Source organism: Streptomyces sp. MUSC 14 (assembly GCF_001866675.1).
GTDB lineage: Bacteria > Actinomycetota > Actinomycetes > Streptomycetales > Streptomycetaceae > Streptomyces.
This window is the reverse complement of record NZ_MLYN01000061.1, coordinates 1-12367: the sequence shown is the minus strand read 5'-3', so window position 1 is coordinate 12367 and position 12367 is coordinate 1. Positions and strand designations below refer to the sequence as shown.

The 12367-nt window shown below is 72.0% G+C and carries 12 protein-coding genes and 1 pseudogene; 6 read left to right on the top strand and 7 right to left on the bottom strand.

Going from position 1 to position 12367, the window contains the following annotated elements; genetic code table 11:
• Positions 1-4: 4 nt before the first annotated feature.
• Entirely contained in the window at positions 5-613 is a 609-nt protein-coding gene (locus tag BIV25_RS35260; protein WP_079177070.1) for a TetR/AcrR family transcriptional regulator, read from the bottom strand.
• 84 nt (positions 614-697) lie between these two features.
• On the opposite strand from BIV25_RS35260, the gene BIV25_RS35255 reads away from it, so the two are divergent.
• Both BIV25_RS35255 and BIV25_RS35250 read left to right on the top strand, forming a co-directional pair.
• Positions 698-1519, top strand: coding sequence for an SDR family oxidoreductase (locus BIV25_RS35255; RefSeq protein WP_071376592.1), 822 nt, complete (start codon positions 698-700; stop codon positions 1517-1519).
• A gap of 156 nt (positions 1520-1675) precedes the next feature.
• Positions 1676-2902: a hypothetical protein gene (locus BIV25_RS35250; RefSeq protein ID WP_071376591.1), complete on the top strand. Its 1227-nt coding sequence runs from the start codon at positions 1676-1678 to the stop codon at positions 2900-2902.
• Positions 2903-2920: 18 nt separating this feature from the next.
• Here the strand turns inward: BIV25_RS35250 and BIV25_RS35245 are convergent, their stop codons facing one another.
• A complete protein-coding gene (locus tag BIV25_RS35245; RefSeq protein ID WP_071376590.1) occupies positions 2921-3403 on the bottom strand; it encodes a carboxymuconolactone decarboxylase family protein in 483 nt (160 codons plus the stop codon).
• A 108-nt stretch (positions 3404-3511) separates the two neighbouring features.
• On the opposite strand from BIV25_RS35245, the pseudogene BIV25_RS53495 reads away from it, so the two are divergent.
• Positions 3512-3880 (top strand): annotated as a pseudogene (locus BIV25_RS53495) (hypothetical protein); the annotation flags it as partial.
• A gap of 47 nt (positions 3881-3927) precedes the next feature.
• On the opposite strand, the gene BIV25_RS50525 reads toward BIV25_RS53495, so the two are convergent.
• Positions 3928-4122, bottom strand: a complete 195-nt coding sequence (locus tag BIV25_RS50525; RefSeq protein ID WP_143076746.1) for a hypothetical protein — start codon at positions 4120-4122, stop codon at positions 3928-3930.
• A 236-nt stretch (positions 4123-4358) separates the two neighbouring features.
• Between BIV25_RS50525 and BIV25_RS35230 the strand changes: the two genes are divergently transcribed.
• The gene (locus tag BIV25_RS35230) at positions 4359-4868 is read left to right on the top strand and encodes a DUF6083 domain-containing protein (RefSeq protein WP_071376587.1); all 510 of its coding nucleotides are present in this window, start codon (positions 4359-4361) and stop codon (positions 4866-4868) included.
• A 419-nt stretch (positions 4869-5287) separates the two neighbouring features.
• On the opposite strand, the gene BIV25_RS35225 is transcribed toward BIV25_RS35230, so the two are convergent.
• The 4 genes from BIV25_RS35225 to BIV25_RS35215 all read right to left on the bottom strand — a co-directional run bounded on the left by BIV25_RS35225 (position 5288) and on the right by BIV25_RS35215 (position 10934).
• Positions 5288-6610 (bottom strand): lanthionine synthetase C family protein, encoded by a 1323-nt coding sequence (locus BIV25_RS35225; protein WP_071376586.1) that lies wholly within the window; start codon positions 6608-6610, stop codon positions 5288-5290.
• Positions 6607-9747, bottom strand: a complete 3141-nt coding sequence (locus tag BIV25_RS35220) for a lantibiotic dehydratase (protein WP_071376585.1) — start codon at positions 9745-9747, stop codon at positions 6607-6609. Before BIV25_RS35220 ends, BIV25_RS35225 begins: the two co-directional genes overlap by 4 nt.
• A gap of 127 nt (positions 9748-9874) precedes the next feature.
• Complete coding sequence (locus tag BIV25_RS51560; protein ID WP_177235525.1) at positions 9875-10048, bottom strand: FDLD family class I lanthipeptide; 174 nt, start codon at positions 10046-10048, stop codon at positions 9875-9877.
• A gap of 283 nt (positions 10049-10331) precedes the next feature.
• Positions 10332-10934: a hypothetical protein gene (locus BIV25_RS35215; RefSeq protein WP_079177069.1), complete on the bottom strand. Its 603-nt coding sequence runs from the start codon at positions 10932-10934 to the stop codon at positions 10332-10334.
• Between the two features lie 337 nt (positions 10935-11271).
• Here BIV25_RS35215 and BIV25_RS35210 point away from each other — a divergent pair, with 337 nt between their 5' ends.
• A complete protein-coding gene (locus tag BIV25_RS35210; RefSeq protein WP_256256697.1) occupies positions 11272-11880 on the top strand; it encodes a nucleosidase in 609 nt (202 codons plus the stop codon).
• 84 nt (positions 11881-11964) lie between these two features.
• A partial coding sequence (locus BIV25_RS35205) for an S-adenosylmethionine synthetase N-terminal domain-containing protein (protein WP_305729338.1) occupies positions 11965-12367 on the top strand: 403 nt, incomplete at its 3' end.

The following is a 12367-nucleotide window of genomic DNA, read 5'->3' as shown; positions in this document are numbered from 1 at the left end:
GCTGCTACCGCCCCGCGGCGAGCCCGTCGATCCAGGACAGCAGACGCTCGCCCCGGACCGCCATCAGACCGGGATCGCGCAGGGTGTTGGTGAGGACGGACATGCCCTGGTAGGCCGCGACGAGTTCGACGGCGAGCGCGGCGGCGTCGGCGCGGCCGAGCTGGGCGAACTGCGACTCCACCCAGTCGAGCAGGGCCCGCATGACCTTCGCGGCGGCGCGGTCCAGTCCGTCGTCGCGCTTGTCCAGCTCGGTGGCGAGGGTGCCGAAGGGGCAGCCGAAGCGGGCGGCGGTCTCGCGCTGGTCGACCCAGCCGGAGACGAGCGCCTTCAGCCGGGCGGCCGGGTCCGGGAGGGCGTCCAACCGCCCGGTGAGCGCGTCGAGTTGCGCACAGTGTGCGTCCACCGCGGCCTCGACCAGCAGGTCCTTGGTCTTGAAGTAGTAGTAGACGTTGCCGAGCGGGACCTCGGCCGCGCGGGCGACGTCGCCGAGGGTGGTCCTCTCCACACCCTGCTCGTGGAAGACCTGCACGGCCGCCCGCACCAGGCGCTCACGCTTGTCGCCCCGGTCCGGCCGCGTGGCCCTCTCCCGGGTGGCGGATCCTGAGTCAGTCACCTGACTAACTATAGACAGCGGGCAGGGATCCAACTAACGTCTCGACTCAGTCAGCCAACTAACTAACTCATTGGGAGACAGAGCATGATCGTCGTCACGGGCGCCACGGGGAATGTGGGCCGAGCACTGGTCGCCGCTCTGACCGAGGCCGGAGAGACAGTGACAGCCATGGCACGGCACATCGGCGGCGACGCCGTCCCGCCGGGGGTCCGGGCCGTGTCCGCCGACCTCGGCAGGCCGGAGAGTCTCGCGCCCGCCCTGGAAGGCGCGAAATCCCTGTTCCTGCTGGTGGCGGGCGAGGACCCGGAGGGTCTTCTGCACGCGGCCGCGGCAGCCGGGGTCACGAAGGTGGTGCTGCTCTCCTCACAGGGCGTGGGCACCCGGCCCGGGACATACCCGCAGGCGGCAGCCTTCGAGGCCGCCGTCGCCGGCTCCGGACCGGCCTTCACCGTCCTGCGCTCGGGCGGCCTCGCCTCCAACACGCTCGCCTGGGCGGAACCGGTCCGCCGCCACCGTACGGCTACGGCGCCCTTCGCCGACGTGGCACTGCCGTTCGTCGACCCGGCCGATGTCGCGGCGGTCGCGGCGGTCACGTTGCGCGAGGACGGACACACGGGCGCGATCTACACCCTGACCGGCCCGGAACCCCTCACCCCGCGCCAGCGCGCCGCCGCTCTCGCCGAGGCGCTGGGAGAGCCGGTGACCTTCACGGAGCAGAGCCCCGAAGAGGCCCGCACGCAGATGCTCGCGTTCATGCCGCCCGCGGTGGCCGACGCCACACTCGCCATCCTCGGCACCCCCACCCCGCAGGAACGGACTCCCACCGACGACGTACCCCGCCTGCTCGGCCGCCCGGCAGCACCCTTCGCGGCCTGGGCGGCACGCAATGCGGAGGCGTTTCGCTGACGGACCGGAACGGACGACCGCTTGACATCCCTTTTGCGCGCCACACCGACCCAAATGAACTATTTGTCGGTTTATCAGTTCTATGGTGCGAGGTGTTCGGATTCTTGACCGAGGAGCGCACAACGCGTCGTGGCAGGGCGCGGGTTGGGATGGGCGATGAGTGGAATCAGCCGCCGGGGCCTGGCACGGCTCGGGCTCGGTGCCGGTGTCGGTGTGGCCGCCGCCTCGATGGCCGGATGCGCAGGTCAGGGCCGGAACGACGGCCGGGAGGGGCCGGAGGCGGCGCGGCTGCTCGGGGACGGCTCGACGTCGTACACCGGACCCCAGCCCCACCAGCCGCCCCCGCCCGCACCCCTCGAACCCGGCCGGACCCCGCCGCAGTTCGTGGTGTTCTCCTGGGACGGCGCGGGCGAGTTGGGCACCGGCCTGTTCCCGCGCTTCCTCCGGCTCGCCCAGGACCACGGCGCACACATGACCTTCTTCCTCTCCGGTCTCTATCTGCTGCCGGAGGACAAGAAGCGGCTGTACCGGCCGCCGAACAACCCCGTCGGCGCCTCGGACATCGGCTACCTCACCGACCGTCACCTCAGGCAGACCCTGACCTACGTGCGTCAGGCCTGGCTCGACGGCCATGAGATCGGCACCCACTTCAACGGCCACTTCTGCGCGGGCCCCGGCTCGGTGGCCGACTGGACGCCGGAGCAGTGGCGTTCGGAGATCGACCAGGCCCGCGCCTTCGTCACGTGCTGGCGCACACACACCGGGTGGGACAGCGAGCCGCCGCTCCCCTTCGACTACGACAAGGAACTGATCGGCGGCCGCACCCCGTGCCTGCTCGGGCAGACGAACCTGCTGCCGGTCGCCCAGGAGCTGGGCTGGCGCTACGACGCCTCCTCGCCCGGCGGGCTCCAGCGCTGGCCGAGGAAGCGTGGCGGCGTCTGGGACCTGCCGTTGCAGAGCATCCCCTTCCCGGGCCACCGGTTCGAGGTGCTGTCCATGGACTACAACATGCTGGCGAACCAGTCCCTGAACACGACGCGGGCGCCGTCGTACAACTACCCTTTCTGGCGCGCCCAGGCGACACAGGCGTACGTGGCCGGGTTCGAGCGGGCGTACGCGACCAACCGGGCGCCGCTGTTCATCGGCAACCACTTCGAGCAGTGGAACGGCGGCATCTACATGGACGCGGCCGAGGAGGCGCTCAAGCAGATCGCCGACCGCGAGGACGTCCGCCTGGTCTCCTTCCGGCAGTTCGTCGACTGGCTCGACGCCCAGGAGCCCGAAACACTCACGAAGCTGCGCAGCCTCCAGGTCGGCGAGAGGCCCGACGGCGGCTGGACGACGTTCCTGCGCCCCGCACAGCGCTACCGCGACGCGGCGTGACCGGCGCTCCGCGGTCGGTCACCGCTCCGGCCGCACCGGATGGCCGCTCATGATCGAGACCCGGTTGAAAGCGTTGATGGTCACCGCCACCCAGATCACCGCCGCGATCTGGTCGTCGGCGAGCACGTCCCGGGCCGCCGCGTAGGCCGCGTCCTGTGCGCCAGTGTCCGCGGCCGCGGTGGTCGCCTCGGCGAGCGCCAGCGCGGCCCGTTCGGCGGGCGTGAACAGTTCGGTCTCCCGCCAGGCGGCCAGCACACCGAGGCGCTCCGGCGTGTCACCGGCCCGCAGCGCGGCCCGCGTGTGCACGTGCAGGCAGTAGGCACAGCCGTTGACCTGCGAGACGCGGAGGTTGACCAGCTCCACCAGGGTGCGGTCCAGACCGGCGTCGGCGGCGGCCGCCCGTACCGCCTCGGAGGTCTGCACCAGTGCGTGGTACGGCTTGGGGCTCTGCCTGTCGACGAAGATCCGCCGGGTACCGCCGGCCGGAACGGGACTGGTCAACCTGGACTCCTCCGGGGTGCGCGGGGCCGATCTCCCGGCTATGATCGCACATCATTGTTGAATCTAAAACTACCAACGGTCACGGACGGAGATGGGGACCCGTGAGCAAAGTTGTGGGTCGTCCTCCCCGGGCAACGCCGGCACACCGCCCCGGACTTCCAGCACCATGTGCCCGAACCACTCCACCTCGACGGCGCCGTACTCCGCGTCTTCCTGGGCACCCTCGCGGGATCGGCCTCCCCGGTGCACACGTCCCCCCCCTGCTGGGCGCGGAAGTCGTCCTCTCTCCCCACGCCACGCCGAAACCCTGGTGCGACCGGCCGAGTTGGGCTACGTCCCCGACGGCGCCACCGCCCTCACCCTCACCAACGAGTCCGACGCCACGGCGTCGGGGAGGTGAGCGGCTACGCCAGCACCCCGTTGCCCGCTCCGGAACTGCCGCACGTGCCGCTGAAGCCGCGCGGAAGGGCACGGTGACCGCACACCTTCGGACGTAGCCGCGCAACGACGGCTGCCCGGTCCTGTCAGCGAACCGGCGATCTCCAGTGCCGTCGGTACGTCACCGTGATCCGCCGCGCCGGGCCGCCGACGCCGGACCGCTCGCCGTACGAGATCACCAGTCGGGGATCGGTGTGTCCGAAGTCGACGTCGAACGTCGCCGTGGTGCGCGGGGCCGTTTCGTGACAACCTGCCTCGGTGGCCTGCCCGATGTGAACCACGAGGGCGGACTGTCGACGTGAGCCGCGGTCCGCGTTCGGCATCGTGTCGCGCCACGCATCGGGTGCGCGCACTGCGGTGGGGGCGTTGTCGTGCTTCGGCCAGGGCAGCAGCGGCACCTGCGGTCACATACGACTCACGAGTCGTGCCCGGCGCGGGTGTGCCCCGGCCGTGTGCTGTCGTTGTGCCCGGATCGCGCCCTACCCCCGGCCCCGGGACGGCCCGCACGCTCGAGAGCATGGGGGACGACGAGTACGTCGAGTGCGAGGACAGCACCGTCCCGTTACCCGGGTCGGGCCCGGACACCTTCCGGCAGCCGCCGACGGACACCCGGCAGCCGTGGGAGCCGGCGGACCGGGCGCAGGCAGCCGTCGACGGTGCGACCGGCCCCGAGCCACCTGCGCCGCCCCTTTGTCCGAACTGCCGTCTGCCCGGCGAGCGCCGCCCCACCTACACCGGCCGGCACGTCCTGCTCGAACCCATCCCTCCCATACCCGCTCACCTCGTGCCCGCCGGGCACCGCTGGACCATCGACACCGGCGCCGGCATCGCCTGGAACCGAGGCCTGGACGAACCGCCGCCTGGTGCGCTGTGCCGGATTCCGCACCGGCTGGCCTGCCCCGGCCTTGCCCTGGACGAGATCAGACCGTGGGCGTGGCTGACCTCGCTCCGCGAGCACAACGAGGCCGAGGCGATACGACGCTCGGACGAGGCGGGGTACCCGGGCCGGTGGCCGGACGCCGGCTGACCGACCTGGTAAGCCCCCTGGGCCTACCCATGGTGCTCGCGTGCACGAGCACATCTCACAGGGCGGCCTATGAGATGCCTCCGCCTGGCATGTGCGGCTGCCGCCGGACCACGGGGGCGGCAGGCCAGGGAGCGGAGGGCAGGACCCGCGCCAGTTCGTGGCGTATGCGGTCGGCTTCACCGCGAGCCTGAGCCGGTACGTCTCCGCGCTCGGCGACAAGGCGGTTGAAGATCGGAGTTTCCTGGAACACGCTGGGATCTGCCTTCTGAGGTGGGCGCGGCACGGCGACCGCCGAGCCACGCATCGATCATGTGACGGATCGAGTATCCAGTGCCGCGGGCAAGGGCAGTCACCAGCCGGCGGGCTCCGCCGGTGTGAGCGGACGTATCGTCTTCGCGACGAGGGCGACAGCGCATCTGTCAGGCCAGGAGCAGAGCGGCGTCCCACGGGAGGTCGGCGGCGGGCCGAGGCGGCTGGGTGATGCGGTGGTGCAGGGCCAGGGCGACTCCGGTCGCGCCCTCCAGGTACGTCGGGGAGTCCAGTGGCTCCGGTCGGTGCGGAGGCGCGGGGACGGTGGGGAAGCCGAAGGCCGAGGCGGGGTCGAAGCGAGCGCTCAGCCGCTCGGCGAGTTCGTCGGCTCGCGCGGACAGCGAAGCGTCGTCGACATCGGCGGCCATGCGTCCGGCGGTCTGCATCAGCCCGGCGATGCCGTGGCACAGGCCCGCGTCCTCCAGCCCGCGCAGCCGGCCGGGATGAGAGAGGAGCGCCCTCATCGCGTGGGCCGCGATGTCCAGCCACTCGTCCTCGCCCAGTGCCGTACCGGCGAGTTGGAGCGCACGGGCGATGCCCGGCGTGCCGTAGCACCAGCTCGCGCGCCCGCGCTCCACGGTGGGCCTGGTGGGGGCGAGTTCCTGATCCGCGGTGACCGTGCCGGGCCACCACGGCCCCGCGTCCGCGTCCCGGCGGTCCTCTTGGCGCCAGCTCGTCAGCCAGGAGGCGATGCGGCGGACGGCGGTGTCCTGGTCGGGGACGCGCAGTCCGCGCGTCCAGCACAGGGACAGCAGCGCGAGCGGCCCTGCCGCGCCGTGTGCCAGGCCCAGGTCGAGTACGTATTCCTGTCGGCGCTCGTCCTGCGCGTACGGCCACGGACGGCTGAACCAGCCGGGCAGCGGTCCGGCCTCCGTCTCGACCGGCTCGGTGAGGGCGACGAGGTAGCGCAGCACGTCCCGGACGGCCCCGGTGTCGGCCGGGGCGGCGGGTTCAGCGAGGAAGTACCGGCCGAGGCCGGTCACGCCGGAGACGACGTCGAAGTGTGTCCGGTCGGCTCCGGGGGTGCCCGACTCGATACGGGTGTGCTCCGTTTCGAGGATCTGCCCGAGGCCGTCGCGCAGGGCTGTGTCGACACGGGCCCGCAGGGTGGCGTAGTCCCGGGGCGAGCGGGTGGCGTGCTTCGCGGCGAAGCCGAGACCGCCCAGACCGGAGAAGGTCCCGATCCCGCCGGCGCGTTCGGCCGCTTCGGCCTCGGCTGCCAGCAGGGCATGGGCCGTCGGGCGCAGGCTCGCGTCGCTCCTGCTCACCTCGCCGAACAGCAGCGCCGCCCCCGAGGGGCCCCCGGCGAGTCCGGATGCGGTGAAGAGCTGCGGGTCGGTGAGACGGTCGCGAGCACGGGCCGTGATCTCGGCCACCACCGTCGCGGCGTCCCAGCGCTTCGGCGCGGTCGCCCTCGTCCCAGGTGCTGTCATCGCAGGTGTTTCCTCCGCCCGTGTTCGACCTGGGCGAGGCCGCGCGCCACGGCGAGTGAGCGGTTCTCCGAGGTGCGCGAGGTGCCGATGAGCCGGTTGTGGTGCATGTGGAACACGCTCGCCAGCACCGACGGTTCGCGGGCCACGGAGGCGTACGCACGCATGGCCGCCGCCCTGGCGGCACAGGCGGCGAGCACCACGTCGGCAGTTCCGGCCGTGAAGGCGGCCCGGATCCCGCCCTCGTCCAGCAGACGCAGCGCTGCCGCGCGGTGGTCCCGGAAGTGGGCGTGGTTCGCTTCGTCGCGCGGACGGGAGAGGTGCCAGTCGGGCCACTGGTCGCCGTGCACCTGGCGGGCGAGGTCGAGGTAGTTGGCCGCGGCGAGCACCGCGGGTTCGACGGTCATGGCGTCCGCCGCCCGCAGACGCAGTTGTTCCAGGACGGCGGCGCTGTCGTGGTGGAAGACCTCCTCGGCGGCTTCGAGGGCCTCGTGGCCGCCGTAGCGGTGTGCTTCGGGCTCGTAGCCGTCGAGGACGAACGTCCCGGCCAGGCGCATGTCGCGCAGCTGCTCGACCCAGTCCAGGACTCCCGGTGTCAGCTCGCCGTGGAGGGTGTCGGGGTCGCCGTGGAACCGCAGGCGCAGATGTGCGCCGGTGGGGTCGGTGTAGCGGATGAAGAACCAGCGGTCGACCCCGGGCGGCAGGGCCGCCAGCAACCGGGGCAGTTGCTCGGCGAGGATCTCGTCGTGGCGGGCCGCGGAGGCGTAGAGCCGGCCGTACAGCCATGCGCGGCTGTGGCGCGGGGCGGGCGGTGCGACCGGGCTGATGCGCGGCGCCGGAGTCCGGGAGGCGGGGGACGGGGTGGGAAGCAGCGGGAGCACCAGTTCGCTGGTGAAGGCGCCCTCGTCGGTCGCCAGCCAGCCGTCGCCCGCCCCCGCGTCCTCGGGGGTCTCGTACGCCGTCACCGGCGCGCCCCGCCCCAGCTCGCGGCGTAGCAGCATCCGGTGGAGCGGGGCCGTCAGGTCGAGCTCCGTGCGGCGGTCGGCGCTGCCGACGATCACCCGGTCTGGGACGTTCCACCGGGCACGCCAGGCGTCCAGGCAGCGCTCCCATTCCTGGTCCGGAAGGGAGGAGTCGGTCAGATCCGTGGCCGGCAGTCGCCAGCGGGCGGGGGCGAGGACCGAGCGGGCGTACCGGACGCGCGGCAGGTGGGGAAGCCTGCCGAGCTCGCACCATGACCACAGGCCCTGCACCTCGGTGCCCGTCTTCGCCACCTCGCGCAGCAGCCGGACCGCGGCGGGGGCGAGGTGCGGGTTGAGCATGGTGGGGAACTGGGGCACGATCTCCTGTCCGGTCGAGGCGTCCACCACGTACAACCGGTCCATGTCGGCGGCGAGCGCGAGATCGTCCATTCCGCGCACCGCGCCCGAGGAGCGGTCCGCGAAGCGACCGACGGCGATCCGCTCGGTCCAGAAGGACGGCACACGGACGACGTTGGTGCTGCGGCCGCCCAGGGGCGTGAAGTCCAGGTGTGCGGGGCACGCACCGTCCCTGGCCGCATCGGCGGCGGCACGGCGGACCAGTGCGCCCAGCGCGTCCACGTCGTCGAGGAGATAGGCGAACCTGCCGAAGAGGTCACCGAGTGACATCGACGCCGTCGTCGGGGAGATCACCAACCTGAAGTCGCCTTCTTCGACGGCCTGTCGGGAGGGAGCGGTCAGATGCAGGCACAGATCCAGTGCGGCCGCGGGCGGCGTCTGCGGACCGGCCAGCCGGTCGAGCACCGCGTCGTCGAGCACCACTTCGCGGGCACCGGAAACCACCGCGCCGAGGGCGAGCTCCGCCAGGAGCGCGTCCCTGGCCCGGCCGTGTTCGCTCGGCTCGCCGCGCGCCGGCGCACGCCGCTCCCCGCGCGGATGGTCGTACCCGGCGGGCGGACCGAGGCCCGTGTGCGGATCGAGCACGTCTCTCAGCGGTACGGCACGGCCGGTGCCGTACCGCTCGATGAAGGCGTCCCGGTATTCGCGCAGTTCCGCCCATCGCCCCGCGGCGTGGGGGGCGGCGCGGCGGAGCGCGGCGGCCGCCCGTTCCGCCTCCCTGAGCACCTCCCGGGGCAGGGTGACATCGGCGTCCAGCCGTGTGTCGACCTGGATCGACCGGTCGTCGGTGCACAGCGCGCCCATGGCGTCGAGGGCCGTCCGCCGGCTGTCCAGCCCGGAACCCACACGGTGCGCGCCGTAATCCTCCAACAGGGCGCCGATGGAGGCGAGTTGACCGGCCTCGTCGGTTCGGCCCGCGGCTTCGAGGACGTCGATCGTGTACCGCAGGGGGTCGGTCTCGGCGAGTGGCGGGCGCAGTTCGGTGAGGAGGAAGCCCTGCCGGACCAGCCCGAGGACCAGCCCTTCCTTGGCGGACGCGGCGACCTCGGGGTACGCGTCGTCGAGGTGTTCCAGCAGCTCCCCGGCACGTACGGGCCGGCGGGCCGCGGCGAGTACGGTCTTCACCGGCCCCGTGTGGCGTACGGAGACCTCCTGGACGCCGTGGCCCCCGTGCTGCCGTGCCGGGGAGTCCCGCCCCTCGGAGTCCTGCCCCGCGGTCGGATCCTCGACTCCGTCGGCGAAGGGGAGCACCCAGCGCCGGCCACGCGCGAAACCGAGGTCGTTGGTGACGACGCGCAGTTCTCGGAGCACGTCCATGTCACCCTCCCACGTGGCGAGGACGCCGAGCAGCCAACCGCCGTCCGGGCGCACCGCCTTGCGGTGGCGGGTGCCCATGCGCACGTGGCAGCCGTCGCCGAAGGAGACGGGGGCGACACCGGCGAGAAGTCCGAAGGGGGTGGCGCGGCTGGCGGCCCGCAGCACGTACCGGGTGGCCGAGAGAGTCAGTTTGCGCAGGGCGTTGGGTCTCATCGGCGCGCCGCTGCGGAGCATTTCGACAGCGCGGTGGAGCGAGGGGCTGGAGACGGCGAGCGCCTCCTCGACCCGTGCGTCGGAGATGAGGGCGTCGAGGTACCGGCCGACCTGGTCGCGGTCCCGCGGGTCGACGGCGGCACGGGACGCGGCGGCGGCCGTCCGGGGAAGCAGGGGGACCCGGAGCATCCCGAGGGGCTCCGCTCTGAAGGGCAGGTTCTCGCCGGGCATGTTCTCACCTCTCCTGTTCGCGTCCTGTTCCTGCCGAACACCGCACACATGCCCCGTCTCTCGGCGCATGTCCGCCGGCCGGCCGCGGGGGCCCGGGCATCACCCGGACCCTCGCGGCCTCAGCTGATCAGGAGCAGGTGTTGGTGAGGCAGGCGATCTCGGACGGACAGAACACGATGGTGGCGGTGGGGGTGACCGAGAGGGCACCCTCGGCCGTCACCGACTCGTCCAGCTCCACTCGCACATCGAGGTCGAACTCCGACAGCTCCGCCGGCGACTCGGCCAGCATGGCAACGGACATGGTTCACTCCTTCGGCAGAAACACGCGATGGCAACCGGGCACCCGGACCGAGCACCCGTCAGTCACATATACGTGAGAGGCGGCTCGCCGGTGCCGTGCGCGATCCGGACCTAGTGGCCACCACAGAGATCCGGGCCATGGGGCAACCGTTCGCACCGGCCGCGCGTCCCTGCCAGGTTTGCTTCGCGCCTGCGAACGCGAGGGTGGCGACGTGGACGGCGGCAGCTCGTTCAGCGCACCGAACAGGCGGGGCGACGTGCCCTCCGCCAGGCGCTGCCGACGGTCAGACCCTGCTGACGGTCAGACGCTCCAGCGCGGGGATCACGGCACGCAGGTCCTCGCCCTCGACGTACGTCGTCGCGCGTGCGCGCACATCGGGCGGGGCGTTGAAGGCGATGCCCAGGCCGACGGTGTCGAAGAGCGGGCCGTCGGTCGGGCAGGCGCCCACGGCGGCGCAGTCGGTGGGCGCGACACCGAAATCGTCGGCGCGGCGCAGGACGAACTCGATCTGGTCCGCGGGTGTGACCGGGGCTCCGGCCTGGCCGGTGAAGCGGCCGTTCATCGCGTCCAGGAAGCGGCCCGAGTACGAGTGGAAGCCGAACCGCTCCGCGAGGTGCGCGCCGATCGGGGTCCAGGCGAGGCTGGAGATGATCGGCACGAGGCCGTTGTTCCAGCACCATTGCGTGGTCTCCGCGACGCCGGGTACCACGGGCAGGCCCGCGAGCTGGGTGTGCAGTGCCTTCTCCGGGATGCCCGTCCAGCGTTCCGCGTCGTCGGCCTGCCCGCTTTCGTGCACGCCCGAGGCCCCGCTCAGTCCGAGGCGTTCCTCGACGAGGCGGGACAGGCTTCTTCCCGGGACCAGAACGCAGTCCACGGAGAAGAACACGGCGGCGTTTTGAGCAAACATAAGCTGTGCGAGTATGCCACCGCCTGCGGCCCCGCAGTAGGCATATTCTCGATCGCTCCTTCCGGTCTCTCGTCGGGGTACACGCTTTAGGGATCTCCTGGTCCGATCGAGGCAAACATGGGAACGGCCGTGATCTCGCGGTCGCCGCCGCCTCGCTTCGCTGGAGAACCGTGTCCGTCAATTACGTGCCCTTCACCGTCGGTTTGTCACCGGTGCTGCCGGAGAACACCGGAGCCGCGCCGCGGACGCCGCCGGCCGTCCAGAACGCCTGATGCCGGTCCCGTCTTCACGGACCCCCTCCCGAACAGGACATTTCTTGCTGCTCTCATCCCTGCCCGAAGCCTCCTTCACCGCTCGTCTGCACGGTGAGGTACGCCCCGACCGTCCGTTGATCGTGGTGGCGGCGGAAGCCGAGGCGGCATGCTTCGACGACACCCATCCCGTACTGGTCACCGGAATGGGAAAGGTGCGGGCCGCCGTGGAGCTGACGCTGGCGCTGTCGTCGGCCCGTCCGCGGGAGATCGTCAACGTCGGCACGGCCGGCTCGCTCCGGGACCTGCAGTGCGGTGTCGTGGAGGTGAGCCGGGTCATTCAGCACGACCTGCCGGACGAGGTGCTGCACCGGCTCAGCGGGGTCCGCTACGGCCGTCCGCTCACCGTACGGCCCGAGCCCGGCCCCACCCTGGCCACCGGTGACGCCTTCGTCGCCGACGGTCGCACCCGCGCGCTGCTGGCCGAGCGGGCCGATCTGGTCGACATGGAGGGTTACGCGATCGCCTCCGTGGCCGAGCGGTTCGGCGTGCCGGCGCGGATCGTGAAGTACGTCAGCGACCAGGCCGACGAGTCAGCCGAGCGGGCCTGGCCCGAGGCGGCGGCGGTGGCCTCCGGCGCGCTGGCCGACTGGATGCGCCGGCACCTGCTCTGAACGGCCGTGCCGACGCGCACGGCAATCCGAACCGTCCGTCCGTGCGGTGCCTCCTCCGGGGCACCGCCGCTTCTCTGGAGAGTCATGCCTCGTCGCCTGTTCACCTCGGAGTCCGTGACCGAGGGCCACCCCGACAAGATCGCTGACCAGATCAGCGACACCGTTCTCGACGCGCTTCTGCGCGAGGACCCGGCCTCCCGGGTCGCCGTCGAGACGCTGATCACCACCGGCCTGGTGCACGTGGCCGGCGAGGTCACGACCAAGGCCTACGCACCGATCGCGCAGCTCGTCCGCGACAAGATCCTGGAGATCGGCTACGACTCCTCCGAGAAGGGCTTCGACGGCGCCTCCTGCGGCGTGTCGGTGTCCATCGGCGCGCAGTCCCCGGACATCGCGCAGGGCGTCGACACGGCCTACGAGAAACGGGTCGAGGGTGCCGCCGGAGGTGACGAGGGTGACGAGCTGGACAAGCAGGGCGCGGGCGACC

Coding starts and splice junctions, on each gene's coding strand:
- BIV25_RS35255 (WP_071376592.1), top strand. CDS start 698: ATGATCGTCGTCACGGGCGCCACGGGGAATGTGGGCCGAGCACTGGTC.
- BIV25_RS35250 (WP_071376591.1), top strand. CDS start 1,676: ATGAGTGGAATCAGCCGCCGGGGCCTGGCACGGCTCGGGCTCGGTGCC.
- BIV25_RS35230 (WP_071376587.1), top strand. CDS start 4,359: ATGGGGGACGACGAGTACGTCGAGTGCGAGGACAGCACCGTCCCGTTA.
- BIV25_RS35225 (WP_071376586.1), bottom strand. CDS start 6,610: ATGACAGCACCTGGGACGAGGGCGACCGCGCCGAAGCGCTGGGACGCC.
- BIV25_RS35220 (WP_071376585.1), bottom strand. CDS start 9,747: ATGCCCGGCGAGAACCTGCCCTTCAGAGCGGAGCCCCTCGGGATGCTC.
- BIV25_RS51560 (WP_177235525.1), bottom strand. CDS start 10,048: ATGTCCGTTGCCATGCTGGCCGAGTCGCCGGCGGAGCTGTCGGAGTTC.